Below are 21,172 nucleotides of genomic sequence, written 5' to 3'. Positions count from 1 at the left end.
CCCGGCTACCAGGCCATCTCCAGCACCTCGCGCACCTGCGAGGCCGATTCGACCTTGCGCGCGCAGTTGGCGGTCAGCGGGTCGTGCAGGGTGCGCTCGGCGATCGTGGCCAGCAACTCCTGGCGCACGCCGACGTCGCGCAGCCGCGCGGGCAAGCCCAGCGACGCCACGAGATCGGCCACCGCCGAGGCCGCGTCGGCCCCCTCGCGCCCCATCGCCTCGCAGATGACCCGCTGCTTGCCGCCCGCGGCATCGCCGACCCAGCGCAGCACCGGCGCGAGCAGCACGCACGAGGTCAACCCGTGCGGCACGTCGCACAGCGACCCCATCGCGTGGGCGATGGCATGCGCCAGGTTGCTGCGCGTCCCGCTGGCAATGCCGGCCATCGACAGGAAGACGCCGTACTGCAGTTCGCCCCGGACCGCCAGGCTCGACGGATCGCGCCGCAGTGCGGGCAGGTTGCGCGACAGCAGCGAGAGCGCCACGGCCGACACGGTGTCGCTGTAGAGGTTCGCCCGGTTCGACGTCAGGCGTTCGACCGCGTGGTCCACCGCCTTCATGCCTGTCGCGAGCAGCAGGTCGAGCGGCGCCGTCAGCGTCATGACGGGATCGTTGACGACCGCGACCGGCATCATCATCTGGCTGCCGAAGGCCTGCTTGGCCTTCGTCTTCGGTTCGGTGGCACCTCCGACGGAGGTGTACTCGGCGGCCGAGAACGTGGTCGGCACGGCCATCATGCGCAGCCAGTGCGCATGGTCGCGCGGCCGTTGGGTTTCCGTGTTCCAAGGTGCGCCCGCGTGCACGTCGAGCTGCTCGGCATGGGTATAGCCGTGCCGCAGCACGAGCAGCATGACCTTGGCGGCATCGATGACCGAGCCCCCGCCGATCGCGATGAGCAGATCGGCCTTGGCCTGCCTCGCCGCGACCGCACCGGCCATGACGCTGTCGCGCGGCGCATGCGCCCGAACGCCCGTGTAGACGCCCGCGCAAGTCGGCCCGAGCGCCTCGGCGATCTCGCGCAGCCGCGGACTCTGCGCAAGCGACGCGGTGCTGACGATAAAGGCCCGGCTGCTGCCGTGGCGGCGAACTTCGCCGGGCAGTGCTTCGGCGGCGCGCTGGTCGTGAAGCACGCGCTCCATCAGCGAATACTGATGCAGGAGAGGACTCACAGGCTTGCCTTCATTGCGGGCTGATGTCGAGTTCGGTCACCACGCGCCTCCAGAAAGCCGTGGTCTTGAGCATCGTCTGTCTGAACTCGTCGGGCCCCTGGTAGCGCGGTTCGAGATACAGCGAGTTGCACTTCTCCTTGAAGACGGGCTCCTCCACCGCCTTCCTGACCGCCGCGCTGAGCGTCGCGATCATCGCGGGGGGCGTGGCGGCCGGGGCGAACAGTCCGCTCCAGCCTTCGATCACGAAGCCCGGCACTGTGTCCTTGGCCAGCGCAACGCCGCCGGTGATGCCCATCTGGCGCTCCGAGGCCACGGCAAGGATGCGCAGCTTGCCCGCCTTGACCTGGGAGTTGATGGCCTCCGACATGTTGCTGATCAGGACCTTCGCGTCGCCCGAGATCAGTGCCATCGATTGCTCCGAACCGCCCTTGTACGGCACGGGCAACAGACTGATGCCTGCGTATTTCGACAACAGCAACGTCCACATGTGGCTGCCGCCGCCCGGACCCGACGTGGCCGATTCCACGCCGTTGGGCACGGTCTTCGCCCAGGCGATGAACTCGCCGAGCGTGCGCGCCGGCACGTTGCCGTTGACGACGATGTAGGCGGGCCCCTCGGCCACCATGCCCACAGGCGCGAAGTCGTGAATGGGGTCGTAGTTCGCCCCCTTCTGCGTGAAGGGCAGGCCCACGAGCCCGATGTAGTTGAACAACAGCGAAGCGCCGTCGGGTGCGGCGTTCTGCACGTTGCGCGTGCCGATGAGCCCCGCGGCGCCGGGCCTGTTCTCGACGATCACATTGCGTTCGAGGGTCGCCGCCATGGAGATACTCAGCTGCCGCACGATGGTGTCGTTGAGGCCACCCGCAGGGAATGGCAGCACGATGCGCGTGAGCTTGCCCTGCGCCCAGGCGCCGTGCGGCAGCGCCGCGGCGACTGCCAGGCCCGCGGCGCCTTTCAGCAAGCGCCGGCGGCCCCCGGTGCGGCGCGCCAGATTTTCGGTGTGGTCCATGTGTGTCTCCGGTGCTTGTCGTTGTGGTTGTCTTTGCTGTCGGCTGTCGGCTGTCGGCTGTCGGCTGTCGGCTGTCGGGGCGGGGGCGATGCTCAACCGGACGGCACGCGCGCCGCCGCGCTGCCGAGCACCTGCGCGATGAAGTCCGCGATGTCGGCCATCGCCGCATCCGAATGCGGCGCCAGCCCGCGGTCGGCAGTGAAGAAGCCGTGGACCGTGCCGCGGTAGCACCTGGCCACCACGGGCACGCCGCTGGCCTCGAGCCGCTGCGCATAGAGTTCGCCCTCCTCGCGCAGCAGGTCGTTGTCGACCGTGCCGACGAAGGCCGGCGGCAGGCCGGCCAGGTCGCCGGCGTGCAGCGGCGCGAAGCGCGGGTCGGTGCGCTGCGCGTGATCGGGCGCGTACTGGTCGAAGTACCAGGCGATTTCCTCCCGCGCGAGCGACGGCGGCACGAAGCGGTGCATGAACGCCGAGTCGACGTTGCCGTCGGTGCTGGGATAGAGCAGCACCTGCGCGGCGATGGCGGGGCCACCCTCGTCGCTCACGATGCGCGCCACCGCTGTCGAGAGGTTGGCGCCGGCGCTGTCGCCCGCGACGACAAGCGGCACGGGCGCGCCGGCCAGTTCGACGATGTGCGCACCCGCCCATCGCACGGCGGCCAGCGCATCGTCGTGCGCCGCCGGAAAGCGGTGCTCCGGCGCGAGGCGGTAGTCGACCGAGACGATGGCGCAGCGGCTGCGCAGCGCGAGCCTGCGCAGCGCGGCGTCCCAACCGTCGAGCGAACCCACGGTCCATCCGCCGCCATGGAAGTAGACGATGAGCGCATCCACCTGCGGCGCGGGCCGGTAGACCCGCACCGGCACCGCGCCCGCTGGCCCCGCGAATGCGGCATCGCGCACGTCGTGTATCGCGGGTCCGGGCAGCGCCCTGGCGAGCAGCGCCTTGTGCAGGGCGCGCATCTCGACGGCGGGCACGGTGCCCGTGCGCGGCAACACCTTGGCGCGTGCTTCGAGCAGCGCGGCGACTTGAGGATCGAGCGGCATGCGCGACATCTTCAGCGGTCGAGAAAACCGAGCACCTTGTCGAGCACGTCGGCCGGTTGCGAGAATTGCGGCATGTGGCCGGCCCGGGCGATGCGCGCGACCTGCGCCTGCGCGATGCCCGCCTTGAAGTGCTCCGCATAACTGGGCGAGACCACGGCGTCGTCTTCTCCCCAGACCACCAGCGTGTCCGCCGCGATGCGGTAAAGCCGGCGCGCCAGGCCGCGCTCGGGAATCGGCCAGGTGAAATGAAGGATGCTCGCCATGCCCGTGATGCGGCGCACGATCTCGGCGTTCTTCGCTGGCTGCTCCTCAGGCAACGCCATGAAGGCTTTCACCGCCTCGCTCTGCGGATCGCCGAGCAGCAGTTGCGTCTGCGCCTCGGGCGTCTGGTAGGTGAAGTTGGTGGTCGGCGCATCCTCGCGCCACAGGCCCAGCGGATCGATCAGCACCAGCCTGCGAACGCGTTCAGGATAGGCCGCTGCGTACTCGGCCGCGATCATTCCGCCGAACGAATGCCCGACCAGGTCGATTTGCCCCAAGCCCAGCGCGCGGAACACGTCGTCGTAGTACAGCACCAGATCGTGCACGGTATCGAAGGCCTGGAGCTCGTCGGGCTCGTCGGCACCGGCGCTGGCCGGCGCCAGCACCTTGTGCTTGCGCGAGAGCCCGTCCAGAAAGCCGTCCCAGCGCTGGCCGGTGAGGCCGTGCAGGTAGACGACGGGCGAGCCCTGGCCCTTCACGAGCACGGGGTTGGGCTGCAGGCCGCGGCCCAGTTCGATGGTTCGAAAGGTGGCGCTCATTTCGCTGCAGCCTCCAGGCTGACGGGCAGGGCCCGGGATTCGGGGGTGGAAAAGCGGGTGGCGCCCTGCGGCCACCAGTGATCCTGGTAGCCCTCCTTGAGCCAGATGTTGCGCAGGCGCGGAAGCACCTTCTCGGCGAACAGGCGCGTGTTGTATTCGGTCAGCTCGCGGTCCATCGACTGCAACTGCATGATGACCATCAGGTGGCCGATGCGCAGGTCGCGGATGCCCTCCTCCAGCTTCTGCGCAACTGTCTCCGGGCTACCGCCCACGACCATGCCGTAGGTTTCGGTGAAGTCCTTCCACGACGCCTTGGTCACGTCGCCGAGCAGCTTCTTGCCCTGTCCGCGCTGCAAGCCCTGGTTCATGCCGAACTCCACGCTCTTCTTGCTCAGGAAGCCGGGCGGCGCCTGCATGTAGGGCGGGATGTGCAGCGACTTCGAATAGAAGTTGCGGATGTGCTCGAGATACAGCTTCTCGGCCTCGGCGTCGGTGGCGCCCCCCCCCACCGCCTGCGCGAAACCGGCCCGGTAGGGGTTGTCGTCCAGGCCCGCCGCTTCGACCTGGTTCCAGTAGCCCTGCATCATGCTCTTGGCCTGTTTCAGGCCCGAGAAACTCAGGTAGCTGTAGGTGTAGTTGTTGTCCGTCGCGAACTTCCACGTCTCGACCGAGCCTCCCCCGGCCAGCCAGATCGGAGGGTGCGGTTTCTGGATCGGCTTGGGCCACGGATTGACGTTACCGAGCTTGGTGAAGCGGCCGTTGAAGGGGAACGGCCCCTTTCGCGTCCAGGCCTCGGTGATGAGTTTGTGCGCCTCGTAGTAGCGCTCGCGCACCTGCGTCGGCGGCAGGCCGTAGTTGCCGACCGTGTCCGGCGGCGACCCCACGGGCAGCCCGGCGACCAGCCGCCCGCCGCTCAGGCAGTCCAGCAGCGCGTACTCTTCGGCCACGCGCAGCGGCGGGTTGTACAGCGGAATGGTGTTGCCCAACACCACGATGCCGGCGTCGGAATTGCGGCGCGCCATGATGCCCGCGATGATGTTGGGCGCAACCGGAAAGCCATAGGCGTTCTGGTGATGCTCGTTGACGCCGATGGCGTCGAAGCCGAGATCGTCGGCCAGTTCCAGTTCCTCGACGTTCCAGCGCAGGTACTTGCGCACCATCTGCGGGTCGCAGAGCTCGTCGCTCGGCAGCGTGACCCACACGCTTTCGTACTTCTTGTGGAAATCTTCGGGCAGGTCACGGTAGCCTTGCTGGTGAAAAAAAATCGTCTTCATTCATGCTCCTGGGGTGTGGAGCGAATCTTCGGATCCCGCGGCCAGCGCGGCCATGCCGCGCGCTCCGTAATCCTTGCGCGATCGTCCCGCGGGCATCGGGGTTAGTACGGACCAATGCGCGCCGTCGAGGAGCACCACGTCGCACTCGCCGGTGAAATAATCGTTGGTCCATCCGTTGGTTCATTCGTGGGTTCGCCGCCCCTCTTCGCCATGACCACGTACAGCCGATTTTTGGGGACGGACCCCTCGGACCCCATCTCGCATGTGTTTTCCCTGTTGCGCGTGGACCATCGCTACCCGGCGCGGCTCGATGCGCGCGGCGACTGGGCACTGAGCTTCCCGGGCTCTTCGCACGTACGCTTCGGCGCGGCCGTCGCCGGCGCGTGCTGGCTCACCGTCGGCAACGAGGCGCAGCCCCTGCGCATCGAGGCCGGCGACGGGTATCTGCTGACGCGCGGCCAGGTCTACACCGTTGCGAGCGATCTCTCGATCCGGCCCGAGGACGGGGTGGAGCTATTCCGGCGCAACGACAGCCACCTCCATTACGGCACCGGCCAAGGCGAGCGCGTCTCGCTGGTCAGCGGGCGCTTCACATTCGACGAGCTGAGCACCGAAGTGCTGCTGGGCGTGCTGCCGCCGACCCTGCACCTGAAGGCCGGCGACGGCTCTTCGGAAGTGCTGAAGGCGGCCATCGACATGCTCGACTACGAGACGAGGGAGCGGCGCTTCGGTGCATCTTTCGTCACGCACCACGTGGCGCAGATCATGCTGGTTCACGCGCTGCGCCGCGTGGCCGCATCGCCCGAGCATCCGCCGCTCGGCTGGCTGGCCGCGCTGGCCAATCCGCACATCGGCGCTGCGCTGGGACTCATGCATGCACAAAGCGATCGCCGCTGGACGGTGGGCGAACTCGCCCGAGCCGCCGGAATGTCGCGATCCATCTTCGCGCTGCGCTTCAAGGAGCTCACGGGATCGGCGCCGCTCGACTATCTGCTGCACCTGCGCATGCGCAAGGCCGGCCTGGCGCTTCGCGCGGGGCGGGGCAACGTGGCGAGCATCGCCTACGAAATCGGCTACCGGTCCGAGAGCGCGTTCAGCAACGCGTTCAAGCGCGTGATGGGTGCGTCGCCGAAAGACTTTCGCGCGCATGCCGCACCTGCTTGAAGGGTGCAGCCGTCCAGTCGTTCAGCCGTCCACCCAACTCACCACCTCGGACACCGGCGCACGGCTCGTGCGAAAGCTGTTGGCCGGGTGCACCGTGTCCTCGTAGCCGAACGAGATGCCACAGACCATCTGCCGCTCCGGTGCGATGCCCAGCTGCGACTTGATGAGCGCGCTGTGGTGCGTAAGCGCCGCCTGCGGGATGGCCGCGACGCCGTGCGCCTGCATCGCCAGCAGCAGCACCTGCACGTAGCCGCCCACGTCCACCGCGCCATAGACGCCCAGGCCCGGGTCGCTGGTGAGGATCGCCACGTGCGGCGCGCCGAAGAGCCTGAAGTTCTCCAGCGTCTGACGCGCGTAGCCGACCTTGTCGCCACGCTCCACGCCCACGGCGTTGTAGAGCCTGAAGCCGCACTCGCGGCGGCGCTCCAGGTAGACGCCGGTGTAGGCCTCGGGAAACGGAAAGTCGCTGCCGCCCGGCGCACCGGTGCCGGCTGCTTCCAGCAGTGCGGAGCGCAGCCGCTCGGTGGCGTCGCCGGAAGTCACCGACACCTGCCAGGCCTGCGAATTGCACCAGGATGACGTGCGCTGTGCGGTTTCGAAAATGCTCGTCAGCACGTCGCGTTCGACCGGCTTGGGCAGGTAGGCGCGACAGCTGTGGCGTGCGGCGAGCAGGCTGTCCAGCATCGCGGCTGGCAGGTCGACGGTCGAATTCATGCGATCTCCGGTGTGATTCAGGCTTTGTTGCGCAGGCTCGGCAGGTCGACATGCCGGATCAGGCGGGTCTCCTGCGCCACGATGAGGTGCTCCGAGGCCGAAAGATACGCCGGGAAATCGGGATGCGTGTCGCGCGCGTGGCAGCGCCGCTCGTAGTCGGCCAGATCGTCGTAGCCCCACAGGTGCACCACCTGGTTGAGCGGACCCACGTGGCTCATGTAGAAACCCAGCGGCGTGCCGAGCGTCTGCAGCAGCACCGGCATCGCGAGGCGGTCGAAGACCTCCAGGAACTCCGGCATCTTGCGCAACGCGATGGTGTAGATGCGGTGATCAACGAACTTCTTGGGCGGCATATCAAGCGGCAACGGCATCGGCTCTTTCCTCGACAGGTTGGGGCGCGGCTTGCGCCGGTTCGGGTTCGAGACCCGCGATATGGCGGGCCGTGAGGTAGCCGAAAGTCATGATTGGCCCCAGCGTGATACCCGCGCCGGGATAGTTGCCGCCCATCACGCTCGCGCGGTCGTTGCCGACCGCGTACAGGCCCGCGATGGGCTTGCCGCCGTCGGCCAGCACACGGCCCATCACGTCGGTGCGGATGCCGTCGAAGCTGCCCAGGTCGCCCATGACGACCTTCAGCGCATAGAACGGCCCCTTGACGATCGGCGCGACGCACGGGTTGGGCTTGTGCTCGGGATCGGCGAGGTAGCGATTGAACGAGGTGCTGCCGCGGCCGAACTCAGGGTCTTCGCCGCGCACCGCGCCTTCGTTGTACTTGCGCACCGTTTCCTCCAGCGCCGCCGCGTCGATGCCCGCATTGCGCGCGAGCTCGGCCAGCGTGCCGCCCTTGCTGAGGTAGCCGTTGCGCACGAACGGCATGAGCGGTATGGGTGCGGGCTTGGCATAGCCCAGGCCGTACTTTCCGATGGTGGCCTGGTCGCAGACCAGCCACATGGCGGTTTCCTTCTCGTCCTTGCAGGCCTCGATCATCGCGGCGCCCACGTCGTGGTACGAGTTCGATTCGTTGGTGAACCGCTTGCCGCGCCGCGTGACGCCGATGATGCCGGGCTTGTAGCGGTCCAGCAGGTGCGGGAACGCGCCAAAGCGGCCGTCGCCCAGCGGCACCTTGGAGGTCGGCATCCAGGCGGCGGCCGCCGCGTAGCGAATCGGCACCGAGCCACCGACCTGCTCGGCCAGGCGCGCGCCGTCGCCGGTGTTCTCGGCGGGCACGGGCGAGAAGTGCTCGCCGCCGCGCCGCACGTGCGGGTAGGCCCTGGCGATGCGCTGCACGTCGTGCGCGAAGCCGCCCGACGCCAGCACCACCGCCTTGCGCGCGCGGATGCGCTGCGGGCCGCCTGTGCCCTGCACCACCGCGCCGACCACGCGGCCGTTCTCGACGATGAGTTCATTGGCCGGCGTGTCGGTGTGGATCGCAATGCCCAGGTCCAGCGTCGACTTGGCCAGCCGCGCCGCGAGCGCGTTGCCGCTGGTCACCTGCACGCCGCGCCGGTACAGCACCAGTTCCTTCACGTGATTGACCAGGCGCCTGGCAACGTAGCTCGCGGACTTGAGCGACTTGGTCGCGTTGAAGAAATGCTTCAGGTCGGCGTTCGACGAATTGAACATCATGCCGATGAAGGTGATGGTCTTCAGCGGCGGCCGCAGCCGCGCCATGTCCGCGCCGAGGCCGCGGATGTCGAAGGGTGCCGCAAGGATCGAGCGTCCGATGTCGACGCCGCCGTCGACGTTCGGGTGGTAGTCGGGGTACAGCGTGGGAATGAATTTGACCGCGGTTTCGCGTTCGAAGAACTCGATCATCTCGGGTCCCCGGTCGACGAAGGCATTGACGGCCGGCTCGTCGAAGAACTGGCCTGTTTCGGCGCGCATGTAGCGCATGACCGCTTCGCGCGGATCGTCGATACCGGCCTTCTTCGCGTGCGGGCTGCGCGGAATCCAGAGCACGCCGCCCGAGAAGGAAGTGGTACCGCCGAACACCGGCGCTTTCTCGACCACGACCACGTCCAGGCCGCTCTTGCGCGCCGTGATGGCGGTGGACATGCCGCCGGCTCCGGCGCCGATCACGAGCACGTCGCATTCGGACGGCAGGGGCTGCGCGGCGCGGCCGGCAGAAGGTGAGGAGGCTTGGGTCATACGGTTCCTTTGGCTTGCGCCTGGGCGGCCGCGATGGCCGCCGCGCCGCGGCGCATTTCATCGAAGTAATAGGTCATCTCGGCCTCGGCGTCGTCCGCATTGCGCTCGCGCAGATGCGTCAGGATCTTCTTGCGCACGGGCACCAGCTCGGGCCGGTACTTGAGCGAAGACTCGGCCTTGAGCACTTGGCGCAGGATGTTGGTGAGCGTCTCGGACACCACCACCAGCACCTCGTTGTGTGCGGCGCGGGTGATCAGGCGAAAGAATTCCAGGCTGGCTTCGGCGCGCTTCTCGCGGTCCACGAGGTCCGAATAGCCTTCGATCTCCAGGATGTTGCGCTCGATCGCATCGAAGTCTTCGGGCTCGCCGTTCTCGCAGGCCAGCCGCAAGAGCATGCAGTTGACGAGGCGGCGCGCCTGGTCGAGGTTCTGCGGCTCCATGCGTCCACGCGCCGCCAACTCGCGCAGCGACTGCGTGAGCATCATGTAGGCGCCCTTGTAGAAGACCAGCGAATCCTCGCGGCGACCGTGGTCGAACTTGCGCACCTCCCCGAGAAACAGCACGTGATCGCCCGCGACGTGCTCGGCGAACTTGGCGCACTCGAAGGTGGCCACGCAGTCCTCGATGACCGGCAGGCCGCCAAGCCCCGGGCGCCATGCCACGCCCTCGAACTTGTCCACGATGCTGCTGCTCGCGAAGCGGCCCGACAGGTCCTTCTGGTCTTCGGACAGGATGTTGATGGCGAAGGCGCCCGCCTCCTGGAAGATCGCCAGGCTCTTGCTGTTGATGCGCAGGCCCCAGGACACCAGGGGGGGCTCCAGCGACACGGAACTGAACGAATTGCAGGTCAGCCCGACCGGGCGGCCATCGGCACCGGTGGTGGTGATGATCGCGACGCCCGTGGGAAAGCTGCCGAGGGCATTGCGGAACTCGCGAACGTCGAAAGCGACGCTGGCGGCGGCATCGCGCCCGGATGCGGGCAGAGCGGCGGTCACGGTGGTTTCGGCAGTCTCGGACATGGGTGAGGCTCCTGGAGTGGGCGGGTTCGGTCAACCACGACGGCGGGGCTGACCATACCCGCATTTAGATATTCAATGGTATTACCAATGTAACGCTCGACCGACATACTGTCAATTCGGGTCGCCTACATCTTCAATGGTCTGTCCAATGGATATACTTTGGCCTCCGCGGCCCGCGCAGCGCTTCTCGCCTGCGCGGGCCGACACCAGGAACCAAGGAACCGCAATGACAAGAAGGGTCGCCCTCGTGGGCACCAGCGCCATTCCCGTGGGGCGCCACCAGACCCGCAGCGACGCGCCGCTGCAGGTGATGGAGCAGGAAATCATGACGCGGCTGGTGGTCGACGCCGTCGCCGACGCCGGGGTCGAGAAGAAGGACATCCAGAGCCTGGTCTTCACGGTGCCGCGCCCCTACACGCTGCAGAAGTACTTTCACACCTTCCTGGTGAGCCACCTGCGCCTGGCGTGCACGGGCACGGTGATGGAAGTAATGGGCAACGGCATGACGGCCGCACTGGCCTTCGACCAGGCCTGCAACGAGATCCTGCTGGGCCGCGCCAACGTCGCGCTCGCGCTGGGCATCAACATGGAGGCCGCCACGCCCTCGGTCGAGCACGCGATGAGCAGCATGCGCACCACGGGCGACATCGACTTCCAGGCCAGCGCCGGCTTCATCCCGATCTCCTGGTACGCCATGGACGCGATGCGCTACATGCACGACTGGGGCGCGACGCGCGAGCAGTTCGGCGCCGTCGCGGTCAAGAACCGCCACCACGCCTCGCTCAACCCGCTGGCGCAGTACCGCACGCCGATCACGCTCGACGAAGTGATGGCGCAGCGCCCCATCGTCGAGCCGCTCGGCCTCTATGACGTGCCGGGCCGCAGCGACGGCGCGGCCTGCCTGGTGCTGGCCTCCGAAGACGTTGCCAGGACGCTGGGGCGGCCCTACGCGATCGTGCGCGGTCGCGGCTTCTGCCACGACGGTTCGCACCAGATCAACGAGATCCCGAACGACATGACCGAACTCGTCGCCGCGAAGCAGGCCTGCGCCACGGCATACGGCGAAGCCGGCATCTCGGCCGCCGACATCGACGTGGCCGAGTTCTACGCGCCCTGCACCATCGTCGAGGTGCTGGTGAGCGAGGCGGCCGGTTTCTTCGCGCGCGGCCAGGGCGCGCCGGGCGCGGCCGAAGGGCAGACGCGCCTGGGCGGGCGCATTCCCATCTCCACCTCCGGCGGGCTCACCTCGCGCGGCCACCCGGCCTACGTGACCTCGCTCTACAACATGATCGAGATGCACGACCAGCTGTGCGGCCGCGCCGGCGAACGCCAGGTGAAGAACGCGCGGCTCGGCCTCACGACTGGAGAACTGGGCAACTACAACGCCGCACTGATGCACGTGCTGGAGGCCGTTCGATGACGCTCGAGATCATTCCCGTGGCGCGCAAGCGCGCCTATCCGCCGCGTATCTCGCAGTTCACCGAGCCGTTCTGGAGCGGACTGGCGCAAGGCCGCTGGCAAACCACCTGCTGCGAGGCCTGCGGCAAGTTCACCTTTCCGCCCAAGCCGATCTGCCCGCACTGCTGGTCGGACCGCATGCAGTGGAAAGACCTGAGCAGCCGCGGCACGCTGTATTCGTGGACCCGCGTGCATGCCGCGCCGCGCGTGTTCACCGACGAGTCGCCCTATGCGCTGTGCGTGGTCGACCTGGACATCGGGCTGCGCATTGCCACGCGGATGGTCGAGCGCGAGGGCGTCGCCTTCCAGAACGGCATGCCGATGGAGCTCGTCGTGCTGCGCTTCGAGGACGGGCCGCTCTTCGCCTCTCGCCCTGCCTGCTGACCTCTTTTCTTCTTCAATTTACGCAGAAAGAACCCCATGTTCTACGAATTCCGCACCTACACCTGCATGCCCGGCAAGATGCCGGTCGTGCTGAACCGCTTCAAGACCGCCACGCTGGGCCTGTTCAGGAAGCACGGCTTCAAGCCCGGCCCGCTGTTCACCATCGGCGTGGGCGAAGACAACAACCAGGTCAAGTACATGCTCGAATGGGATTCGCATGAACAGCGCGACGCGGCCTGGGTCGCCTTTCGCGCCGATCCCGAATGGGCACAAGCAGTTGCCGCCAGCGAAAAGGACGGCCCGACCGTGGCCCGGATCAGCAACGAACTGCTGGCAGCGGTGCCGTTCTCGCTCGAAAAATAGCCCCCGGGGGCGCTCGATAGAATGGCCGGTTTTCCACCCGACCCCGGCGCCCTGCATGAAAGAAACCCCCGTTTCCGCCTTTGGCTTCGCCCCGATCACGCCGCAGCGCGCCTTCGAGGAAATCGCGGGCCAGATCCGGGAGCTGGTGGCCAAGGGCAAGCTGCGACCGGGCGACCGCCTGCCCGGCGAGCGCGAGCTGTCGGCCAAGTTCAACGTCAGCCGCAACACCCTGCGCGAAGCGCTGCGCGCGCTCGAACTCTCGGGAATGATCGAGTTGCGCAAGGGTGCGACCGGTGGCGCCTTCGTGCTGCCGGGCAGTTCGGGCGTGATCGTCAACGGCCTGCGCGACCTCTACCACCTGGGCACCATCACGCCGCAGCACCTCACCGAGGCGCGCATCTGGGTGAGCACCATCGTGGTCCGCGTGGCCTGCGAGCGCATCACCGAAGACGACCTGAAGGCGCTCGAAGCCAACGTCCAGGCGGCGGTGCGCGCGCAGAAGGCGGGCAATTTCGAAGAGCGCGCCGAGCTGCACCGGCAGTTCCACAACATCCTGGCGGGCGCCACGCGCAACCCGATCATCCAGGTCACGATGGAAGGCATGATGGAAATCATGCGGCAGTTCATCAAGGGCATCGGCCCGAGCGAAAACGCCTACACCCTGCCCTCGCGGCGGCGCCTGCTCAAGCACCTGCGCGAGCGCGATGCGGATGCGGCCGCGCTCGAGATGAGCAAGTTCTTGAAGCGCCTGGAGACCAAGTACCTCGATCTCTGGAACGAGCGCCAGAAGGCCTGAAGGCCTTCTGAAGGCCTTCTTCCCGGCGCTCCTTCAGGCCCGCTGCGGCGCCTGCGCCGCGAAGCGCCCGGCGCGCCGGCCCGAGGTCACGGCCCAGACGATGTGGTGCCCGTTGCCGGCCAGCAGCGCGCCACCCTGCCCCACCGAGCCCGCGGCATAGAGCCTGGGGATCACCGCGCCGCCGGTCGCCAGCACCTGGTGCGAGGTGTTCACGGCCAGCGCGCCATCGGTGATGACGATGCGGCTCTCCAGCGGGCCGAGCGCGTAGAACGGCCCCTCGGTCACCGCACCCCTGCCGGCTGCCGCCGCCTTCGATGAAGGCTCGCCCGCGAGCTGCGCGTTGTGCGCCTGGATCGCCTGCCGCAGCGCACCCGCCGGCATGCCCATGCCCGCGCCGAGCGCGTCGAGGTTTTCCGCGCGGTGGTAGAGGTCCTTGCGATGCCGCAGGTAATCCGGCAGGTAGGCGAAGGCCACGCCGGGCGCGGTCGACACGTGGTGCGGCGGCGCGGAAAACATCTGCGCCACGCGGCTGTCGAACACCAGCCACGCAAGCCCGCGGGGCTGCTGCGCGATCGCCAGCCCCGGCTGGGCGAGTTCGTCGGTGAAGCGCCGCCCTTCGGCGTTGACCAGCACCGCGCCGGCCCGCAGCATCGCGGCCTCGGGGCCCAGCGAGGCCGTCATGAAGGCCATCACGAAGGGACGGAACCACCGGATCGGAAGGTGGTTGAGCGACAGCTGCATCAGTTGCCCCAGCCACCACGAAGGCGGCAGCCGCCGCACGAGGCTCGGCCGCGCCGGCTCCACGAATCGCAGGCCCGGCCCGTAGACGACCTCGCCATTGACCAGCTGCGCGCCGAAGGCCTCGGCCATGCGATGCCCGTCGCCGGTTGCGGTCGGGTTCACGCCCGGAATGCCGGCCAGCTCGGGGCGAAAGCGCTGCTTCATCTCGCTGCCGTTGCTGTAGTCGCCGGCGGCCAGCACCACGCCGCGGCGCGCCTGGAACTGCACGCGCTCTCCGTCGATCAGTGCAGACACCCCGCGCACCCCGCCATCGGGCGCGCGCAAGAGTTCGTCCACGCGCGCGCCCAGGCGAATCTCCACGCCGCGGCGCCGCGCCTCGCGGCCCAGGCAGTACGGATAGGCGCGCGAGTTGGGCACCACGTTGTGCATGCGCGGATGCCGGTGCGGCGGGTCGGCGGTCGGCCCGTAGAAGCACAGGCCCAGCGACATCAGCCACTCCAGCGTTTCCGCGGCGTTGTCCACCAGCAGGCGGCGCAACGCGAGGTTCTCGCGCGAGGAGAAGGCGCCGGTGAAGCGGTCCATGTCCTCGAAGTGCTCGTCGGGCGTGTCGACGATGCCCGCGCGTTTCTGCAGGCTGGAGCCGGCGGCATTGATCGAGCCGACCGACAGCCGGCTGCTGCCGCCGGGCATCGCGTTCTTCTCGAGCACCAGCGTGCGCGCACCGGCCGCAGCGGCTTCGATGGCAGCGCTCAGCCCCGACGCACCGCCCCCGACCACGATGACGTCGACGGCGGCATCGCCAGCGCCAGCGCGCTTCACTCGGCCTTGATCCCGGTCTTGGCGATCAGGTCCGCCCAGCGCGCGGACTCCTCGCGCACCATCTTCGCGTAGGTGGCCGGCGAGGTGCTTTCGGCCTGCGCGCTCACGCTCGCGAACTTTTCCTTGGTCTCGGGCATGGCCAGCACCTTCACCAGCGCCGCATTGAGCCTGGCCACCGTTTCGGGCGGCGTGCCCTTGGGCGCGAACAGGCCGAACCACACTTCGGCGGTGAAGCCGGGCACGGTGTCGGAGATCTGCTTGACGCCGGGCAGCAGCGGCGCGGGCTTGCCGGAAGCCACGCCCAGCAGCCTGAGCTTGCCCTCCTTGACCGCGCCCATGATCTGCGGCGAAGGCGTGGTGATGAGCACCTTCACCTCGCCGGTGCGCAGCGCCAGGCTCATCGGCGCCTCGCCCTTGTAGGGAATGTGCGTCATGTTCAAGCCCGTGGCTTGCGAGAACAGTGCCGTCGCCATGTGGCCGAACGATGCGGTGCCGGCCGATCCGTACTCGATGCCGGCGGGCTGCGCCTTGGCGTACTCGATGAAGCTGCGCACGTCGGTGGCAGGCACCGACGCGTTCACCACCAGCACCATCGGCGAGGTCGACACCACCGACACCGGTGCGAAGTCCTTCACCGGGTCGTAGTTCGCGCTCTTGTTGACCAGGGGCGTGATCACGAAGCCGTTGTTCACGAACCCCAGCGTGTAGCCGTCGGGCGGCGAAGCCGCCACGGCCAGCGTGCCGATGCCGGCCGATGCGCCGGGCCGGTTGTCCACGATGATCGGCTGGCCGAGCAGCTTGCCCAACGGCTCGGCGATGGCGCGCACCTGGAAGTCGGACAGGCCGCCCGCCGGGTACGGCACGATGATCTTGATGGGCTTGTTCGGAAAATCCGGCTGCGCGAAGGCCGGGCTTGCTGCGAGCGCGGCAACCGCCGCCAAGGTCAGCAAGGCGCGTCGGGTGGATTTCATGGGGTTGTCTCTCTTTGTAGTTGGGTGATCGGGTGATCGGGTGACCGAGTGGTCGCGCAGGCGAGCGCCCGGGGCGCCGCTACTTCAACTCCTTGCCGGCGTGCTCGCCTTCCAGGAACAGGTTCGGCTTCAGGAAGAACGAGATCACCAGCGCGCCGCCGGGCGAGCGTGCCAGGTGCCGGTTCCCCTTCGGGCGCCAGACGTAGCCGCCCTCGCGCACCTCGCCCTCCTCGTCGACGATGCTGCCCTCCAGCACGTAGGTCTGCTCGATCTCCACGTGCTCGTGCAGCGGCAACTGGGTGCCCGGCTGCCAGCGGAACAGCGCGGTCAGCAGGCCGGTGCTGTCGTCCTGCATCAGCACCTTCATGTCGATGCCGGGCGTGGGCGTGGGCTTCCAGGGCAGGCCCGCGACATCGACGTAGCGCGAATCGCCGTCGGTGAGCTTGTCGTGCGCGGGATGGAAGGGCGTGAAGGCGGTGAGTGTCATCGTGTGTCTCCTGCGGGTCGGCGTCCGGCGTTCGGGGGGCGGACGACAAAAGCGCCGGGGCACGAATCGGTGCCCCGGCGCTCTTTCCGTTTGCTGGCTCTTTCTGGCTCGTTCCTGCCGGCTCAGCGCTTGGCGTTGTAGCGCTGGAGCACTTCCTTGAAGCCGAACACCCTGGCCGCGCTCTCGCCGAGCACCTTGGCGCGCGTGCCTTCGGTCAGGTGGCCCATCTGCCGCTCGATGGCTTCGGCCGAATGCGGCCAGGTGCCTTCGTGGTGCGGGTAGTCGTTGGCCCACATGAAGTTGTCCTGCAGCGCAAATTCCTCGATCAGCGCCAGGCCCGGGCGGTCCTCGCCGAAGGTGGCGAAACCCTTGGCGCGGAAGTAGTCGCTGGGCAGCGCCTTCAGCTTGGGCTTGACCCAGAAGTGATGCTTCAGGTAGGCCTCGTCCATGGCTTCGAGCATCCATGGCACCCAGCCGATGCCGGCCTCCACGCTGCCGAACTTCAGCTCGGGGAAGCGCTCGGCCACGCCCGAGGCGCAGATGTTCACCAGCGGCTCCAGCGTCGGCGACAGCGAATGCACCACGTAGTTGACGACCGCGCCGCCCAGGCCCCGCGTGGTGCGCGGGTCCTTGCCGGTGGAGACGTGGAAGGTCACGGGCACGCCGGCCTCGACGAACATCGCCCACATCGGATCGAAGTCGATCTTGTTGTAGTTCAGTTCATTGGTCTTGGGCGGGCCGAACAGCGGCTTGCACGGCAGCGTGAAGTGGCGAAAGCCCAGCTTGAGGCAGCGCTCGACTTCCTTGAGGGTGGCCGGAATGTCGCCGGTGGCCAGCGCCGCGGCGGGCGAGAGGCGATCGATGTGCGGACCGAAGGTTTCCCAGGCCCAGGTGTTGTAGACCTCGCATTGCGCGTGGGCAAAGGCCGGATCGAACGTGTACCACATGCCCAGGCCCTTGCCGGGGAAGATGATCTCGCCGTCGATGCCGTCCATCGCCAGGTCCTTCAGGCGCTGGTCGACCGAAGGGCCCTTCTCGGTGGCGGTGGCACCGGCCTTCGAGCGCGCGAGGTCTTCGCCCTCCAGGCGGGCCAGCACCAGGCGGTCGGCCTGCTCGGAGGCTTCCATCTTGCGCCACTGGATGCCCTTGTCGTCGATCCACATCTTGGGCAGGCGGTCCTTGTACTTGGCGTCGATGCGCTCGGCCCACAGGTTGCCCGGCTCGTTGGCGTGCGTGTCCGACGAGATCATCAGGTACTTGTTGGGCGCGCCGGGGCGCGGGGACTGCTGCCAGCCATCGGCGCCCGGAGTGTTCAGGCGCCATTTGTTCTGTTCGTTGACGACGATTTCGGTCATGTATGAGCCTCGTGATGCGGTGGGGTGGTGAATGCGTGAAGCGGGTGTCGCGTCTGATCTTAATGGTATTACCATTCTAAGAGACAAAAACACCTTGTCAACACCCGCGCGGGCTCGAAGGAAAACGGAGTCGGCCGCGAAGGCCCCGGGTGTCTGGGGCGTCAGCCCCTCGCGGGCGTCAGCGCGCCTTGCGGCTCGCGGGCGCGGCCTTGGGCTTGGCGCCCACGTGCCTGGTGTTGGCTGCCTTCTTGGCCACGGCCGCGACGGTGCGCCCCGGCTTGACCACCTCGATGACCGGCTCGCCGATGTCGATGCCCAGATGCACCACGGCCAGGTAGTCGTTCATTTCGTGGATCGCGGCGTCGGCGTCGCGGGCCTTCATCGCGGCCAGGATGCGCCGGCGCACCGCCACCAGCTCCGGTCGTGCGACGCGGCCGGTGCGGTCGATCACCACGCGAATGATGTCGCCCAGCGAATCGACCAGCATCATCAGCACCTCGTTGCGCGTGGCACGCGCGATGAGCCTGAAGAACATCACGCCCGCGTTGGCGCGGTGCTGCAGGTCTTCGCTGCTCTCGATGAAATCGATGTTCTCGGCCAGGGCCCTGAAATCGTCCTCGGAGGCGCGCTCGCAGGCCAGCCTGATGACGACCCCGTTGATGAGCACGCGCGCCTCGGCCAGGCTGCGCAGCGACACGCTGCCCAGGAACATCAAATCCTGCAGCGACTGCGTGAGGATCGCTGGATTGCCGTCGCGGATGAACGCCCCGCCCTTGACGCCCTTGCGCAGCGACACCACGCCCGAGATCTCCAGCGTGCGCAGCGCCTCGCGCACCGCGGGCCGGCTGACCTTGAACTCCACGGCCAGATCGCGCTCGGCCGGCAGCTTGTCACCGGGCTTGAGCGCCCCGGAACTGAGGCGATTGCGGATCTGCTCGCAGATTTCCTCGAACACCCTGCGGGTCTTGATCTGTTGAAAAGCCAGGTCCTGAGTCTTGTCCATAGATTCCATTGATGGTTGCGGCCGGTGGTGGCGCATTCGCGCCATTCTGCCCGTGCGGCATTTGGCCAAATGGATTTACCATTAGAGTCTCAACCAGAACCCACCCGCTCCCTCATTCCGCGAAGGTCTCACCCCATGGCATCCAGCCACACCCCTCTTGCCGTCGAAACGCCCCAGGGCCGCATCCTGGTGTTCGATTCCGCCACCTACGTCGAGGGCTACGTCGCCCAGGCGCCGGGCACCGCCGGCGACCTCGTCGTCAACGCCTCCTACTCGGGCGTGCTGTGCGCACGCATGGTGATGTCGGCCAGGCCCCGCTTCGTGATCGGCCTGGACTGCGCCATCGGCAAGGACGGCGCCGGCATCGCCGGGCTCTGGTATTACGAGGCGCTCGGCGTGCCCTCGGCCGCGGTCGACGTCATGACCGCCGAGATGGGCAACGGCCGCGACCTGTACGACAACGGCATCGTCAGCCGCGTGAACGACGCCGCGCAGGCGCTGGGCATCGAGCCCGGCATGACCTGCAGCGAAGCCGCGCGCTGCATGCTGAGCGGCGAGCGCAAGCCCGCGCACTTCGAGCCCACGCGGCGCCGCGTGATCCACACCGCGGCCAGCGGCCGCAGCATCGTGTGCACCGACTCCATCGCCTACGCGCTGCCCGAAGACCGCGAACGCAATGTGCTGTGCACGGCAGGCCACACCGGCCGCAGCGTGATCGGCTACTTTCGCGACTACCGCCCGTGGGCCTTCATCTGCTCCGACGGCGGCGGCGGCAAGAACGGCTCCGGCCTGAGTGCACTGGAGGCCGTGGAGCCCGACGGCATCGCCGGCGCCTCGGTCAGCGCGCTCACGGCACGCATGGGCGACGGGCAAAGCACCTACTTCGACGGCGTGATCAGCGCCGCCAACAGCCATGCCCGCGCCAAGGGCGTGAAGGTGGGCCAGAGCGCGAAGGAAGCCGCATTGCTTCTGTTGAATTGAACGGCACCACGGCAACCGGGACGATCGCGGCGGCCGAGGCCGCCGAGGTACTCGAAGTGATCGACGTCCGCACCGCGGCGCCGCCGCGCAGCTGGCCGGGCGCGGCCTGCCTGGTCACCATTGCGCTCGGCACGCTGGCCAACCAGTTCTGGCCGCAGTCGGGCGTGGTGTGGCTCACGGGCTTGGCGGCGGCGCTGTTCCTGCTGATCGAGCATCGGCGCATTCCGCGCAGCATCCGCCGCGTGACCTTGGTGGTGGGCGGGCTGAGCATGCTGCTGCTGCCCTTCGCCGCCGAGCCGCTGCCCAGCCTGGCACGCGGCATCGCCATCGGCGCGCTGATGGTGTCGCTGGTGTCGTCGGTGTCGCTTCTCGCGCGCGCGGCGCTCGAGAGCCCGTACACCCGCATCGTCGCGCAGCACCTGCTGGCCAGCGGCATGCGCAGCCGCTACACGTGGTTCTCGTTCGCGGCGCAGCTCTTCGGCGGGCTGCTGGGCATGGCGGGCGTCACCCTGCTGCTGCAGATGGCGGCGCGCGGCGAGGTCGCGGCCGACGAAGACCGGCTGGCCATGTTCGCGGCCATCACGCGCAGCTTCTCGGCCGCCACGCTGTGGAGCCCGATGGTCAGCAACCTCACGATCCTGCTCGCGCTCTACCCGGGGTTGAGCTGGTCGACGGTGGTGCCGCTCACGCTGGCGCTGGCGGCCGGCTCCATCGTGATCGGCATCGCGCTGGACCAGTGGCGCCTGCGCGGGCGCACCGCGCCACCGCCGGCCGACCGCCCGGACAGCGCACTGGCCGGTGCGCTCTTTCCGATGCTGGCCGCGATGGGCGGATTTCTCGTCGTCGTGATCGGCGTCGCGCATGCGCTGCAGATCGCGGTGGTCGGCTCGATCGTCATCGTCATTCCTTTCATCGCGCTGGCGCTGCACCGCCTGAACGCGCAAGGCGCCCGTCGCTGGCGCCGCGCGGGTGGCGCGCTGCGCGCCGACGTGCTGGCGCTGCCGGGCCTGGCCGGCGAGGTCGCGCTCTTCATGGTCGCGGGCTGCGGCGGCACCATCATCGCCGGGGCCATTCCGGTGGCGTGGACGGCGGCCGTGGGCTCGGCGCTGTCGCACTCGGCCGTGCTCGCGTGCCTGGCGCTCATGCTGGCGATCATCGTGCTCGGCTTCGCGGCGGTGCACCCGGTGCTGTCGTCTGTGCTGGTGGCTTCGTCGCTGCCGCCGTCGCTGGTGCACCTGGCGCCCATCCCGCATCTGGCGGCGATCCTGGTCGGCTGGTCGGTGTCCAGTTGCGCCACGCCGTTCTCGATGATGGCGCTCATGGCGAGCCGCTATTCCGGCTTCTCGATCTACGCCGTCACCGTGCGCGCGAACCACGTCTACGCGATCCTGTGCCTGGCCGTCGCTGCCGTGGCACTGGGCATGGTGTCGGTGCTGATGCGCGCCGCCTTCTGAATCCTTTCGAACCCAACGAA

Annotated in this window: 21 protein-coding genes; 7 read left to right on the top strand and 14 right to left on the bottom strand. The window is 68.2% G+C overall.

What is annotated here, in order from left to right; translation table 11 throughout:
* Nucleotides 1-5: 5 nt before the first annotated feature.
* The 5 genes from BM133_RS03850 to BM133_RS03830 all read right to left on the bottom strand — a co-directional run bounded on the left by BM133_RS03850 (nt 6) and on the right by BM133_RS03830 (nt 5,295).
* Nucleotides 6-1,169 (bottom strand): iron-containing alcohol dehydrogenase, encoded by a 1,164-nt coding sequence (locus BM133_RS03850; RefSeq protein ID WP_143100079.1) that lies wholly within the window; start codon nt 1,167-1,169, stop codon nt 6-8.
* Nucleotides 1,170-1,179: 10 nt separating this feature from the next.
* Nucleotides 1,180-2,178 (bottom strand): Bug family tripartite tricarboxylate transporter substrate binding protein, encoded by a 999-nt coding sequence (locus BM133_RS03845; protein WP_093431762.1) that lies wholly within the window; start codon nt 2,176-2,178, stop codon nt 1,180-1,182.
* Between the two features lie 92 nt (nt 2,179-2,270).
* Nucleotides 2,271-3,221: an alpha/beta hydrolase gene (locus BM133_RS03840; protein WP_093435023.1), complete on the bottom strand. Its 951-nt coding sequence runs from the start codon at nt 3,219-3,221 to the stop codon at nt 2,271-2,273.
* An 11-nt stretch (nt 3,222-3,232) separates the two neighbouring features.
* Entirely contained in the window at nt 3,233-4,021 is a 789-nt protein-coding gene (locus BM133_RS03835; protein ID WP_093431761.1) for an alpha/beta fold hydrolase, read from the bottom strand.
* Nucleotides 4,018-5,295, bottom strand: a complete 1,278-nt coding sequence (locus BM133_RS03830) for an LLM class flavin-dependent oxidoreductase (protein WP_093431759.1) — start codon at nt 5,293-5,295, stop codon at nt 4,018-4,020. The genes BM133_RS03835 and BM133_RS03830 overlap by 4 nt, the downstream gene beginning before the upstream one ends.
* Nucleotides 5,296-5,505: 210 nt before the next feature.
* Between BM133_RS03830 and BM133_RS03825 the strand changes: the two genes are divergently transcribed.
* Nucleotides 5,506-6,459 (top strand): AraC family transcriptional regulator, encoded by a 954-nt coding sequence (locus BM133_RS03825; protein ID WP_177224716.1) that lies wholly within the window; start codon nt 5,506-5,508, stop codon nt 6,457-6,459.
* A 21-nt stretch (nt 6,460-6,480) separates the two neighbouring features.
* Here the strand turns inward: BM133_RS03825 and BM133_RS03820 are convergent, their stop codons facing one another.
* Genes BM133_RS03820 through BM133_RS03805 form a run of 4 tightly spaced genes read right to left on the bottom strand, consistent with a single transcriptional unit; the run spans nt 6,481 to nt 10,340 of the window.
* Nucleotides 6,481-7,173, bottom strand: a complete 693-nt coding sequence (locus tag BM133_RS03820; RefSeq protein ID WP_093431757.1) for a nitroreductase — start codon at nt 7,171-7,173, stop codon at nt 6,481-6,483.
* Between the two features lie 17 nt (nt 7,174-7,190).
* Nucleotides 7,191-7,544 (bottom strand): NIPSNAP family protein, encoded by a 354-nt coding sequence (locus BM133_RS03815; protein ID WP_093431755.1) that lies wholly within the window; start codon nt 7,542-7,544, stop codon nt 7,191-7,193.
* Nucleotides 7,528-9,321, bottom strand: coding sequence for an FAD-dependent oxidoreductase (locus tag BM133_RS03810; protein ID WP_093431753.1), 1,794 nt, complete (start codon nt 9,319-9,321; stop codon nt 7,528-7,530). Before BM133_RS03810 ends, BM133_RS03815 begins: the two co-directional genes overlap by 17 nt.
* Nucleotides 9,318-10,340 (bottom strand): flavin reductase, encoded by a 1,023-nt coding sequence (locus BM133_RS03805; protein WP_093431751.1) that lies wholly within the window; start codon nt 10,338-10,340, stop codon nt 9,318-9,320. Before BM133_RS03805 ends, BM133_RS03810 begins: the two co-directional genes overlap by 4 nt.
* Nucleotides 10,341-10,566: 226 nt before the next feature.
* On the opposite strand from BM133_RS03805, the gene BM133_RS03800 reads away from it, so the two are divergent.
* Genes BM133_RS03800 through BM133_RS03785 form a run of 4 tightly spaced genes read left to right on the top strand, consistent with a single transcriptional unit; the run spans nt 10,567 to nt 13,341 of the window.
* Nucleotides 10,567-11,760 (top strand): thiolase family protein, encoded by a 1,194-nt coding sequence (locus BM133_RS03800; protein ID WP_093431749.1) that lies wholly within the window; start codon nt 10,567-10,569, stop codon nt 11,758-11,760.
* Entirely contained in the window at nt 11,757-12,182 is a 426-nt protein-coding gene (locus BM133_RS03795; RefSeq protein WP_093431748.1) for a Zn-ribbon domain-containing OB-fold protein, read from the top strand. Before BM133_RS03800 ends, BM133_RS03795 begins: the two co-directional genes overlap by 4 nt.
* A 36-nt stretch (nt 12,183-12,218) precedes the next feature.
* A complete protein-coding gene (locus BM133_RS03790) occupies nt 12,219-12,545 on the top strand; it encodes an NIPSNAP family protein (RefSeq protein ID WP_093431746.1) in 327 nt (108 codons plus the stop codon).
* Between the two features lie 55 nt (nt 12,546-12,600).
* Nucleotides 12,601-13,341: a FadR/GntR family transcriptional regulator gene (locus BM133_RS03785; RefSeq protein WP_093431745.1), complete on the top strand. Its 741-nt coding sequence runs from the start codon at nt 12,601-12,603 to the stop codon at nt 13,339-13,341.
* A gap of 33 nt (nt 13,342-13,374) precedes the next feature.
* Here the strand turns inward: BM133_RS03785 and BM133_RS03780 are convergent, their stop codons facing one another.
* From BM133_RS03780 to BM133_RS03760, 5 genes are all read right to left on the bottom strand, one after another.
* Nucleotides 13,375-14,901: an FAD-dependent oxidoreductase gene (locus BM133_RS03780; protein WP_093431743.1), complete on the bottom strand. Its 1,527-nt coding sequence runs from the start codon at nt 14,899-14,901 to the stop codon at nt 13,375-13,377.
* Nucleotides 14,898-15,872: a Bug family tripartite tricarboxylate transporter substrate binding protein gene (locus BM133_RS03775; RefSeq protein WP_093431742.1), complete on the bottom strand. Its 975-nt coding sequence runs from the start codon at nt 15,870-15,872 to the stop codon at nt 14,898-14,900. The genes BM133_RS03780 and BM133_RS03775 overlap by 4 nt, the downstream gene beginning before the upstream one ends.
* A 79-nt stretch (nt 15,873-15,951) precedes the next feature.
* Nucleotides 15,952-16,359, bottom strand: a complete 408-nt coding sequence (locus BM133_RS03770) for a cupin domain-containing protein (RefSeq protein ID WP_093431740.1) — start codon at nt 16,357-16,359, stop codon at nt 15,952-15,954.
* Between the two features lie 122 nt (nt 16,360-16,481).
* Nucleotides 16,482-17,714, bottom strand: coding sequence for an amidohydrolase family protein (locus tag BM133_RS03765; protein WP_093431739.1), 1,233 nt, complete (start codon nt 17,712-17,714; stop codon nt 16,482-16,484).
* A gap of 178 nt (nt 17,715-17,892) precedes the next feature.
* The gene (locus tag BM133_RS03760) at nt 17,893-18,717 is read right to left on the bottom strand and encodes a FadR/GntR family transcriptional regulator (protein WP_177224715.1); all 825 of its coding nucleotides are present in this window, start codon (nt 18,715-18,717) and stop codon (nt 17,893-17,895) included.
* Between the two features lie 135 nt (nt 18,718-18,852).
* Between BM133_RS03760 and BM133_RS03755 the strand changes: the two genes are divergently transcribed.
* Together BM133_RS03755 and BM133_RS03750 are read left to right on the top strand one after the other, a co-directional pair.
* Nucleotides 18,853-19,698, top strand: a complete 846-nt coding sequence (locus tag BM133_RS03755; protein ID WP_093431736.1) for a hypothetical protein — start codon at nt 18,853-18,855, stop codon at nt 19,696-19,698.
* Nucleotides 19,695-21,152 (top strand): hypothetical protein, encoded by a 1,458-nt coding sequence (locus BM133_RS03750; RefSeq protein WP_093431734.1) that lies wholly within the window; start codon nt 19,695-19,697, stop codon nt 21,150-21,152. Before BM133_RS03755 ends, BM133_RS03750 begins: the two co-directional genes overlap by 4 nt.
* Nucleotides 21,153-21,172 lie beyond the last annotated feature (20 nt).

The sequence above is a fragment of the Variovorax sp. 770b2 genome (genome assembly GCF_900115685.1).
Taxonomy (GTDB): Bacteria; Pseudomonadota; Gammaproteobacteria; order Burkholderiales; family Burkholderiaceae_C; genus Variovorax.
Note: the sequence above shows the minus strand (reverse complement) of the source record. Positions and strands in the feature narration are given on the sequence as shown.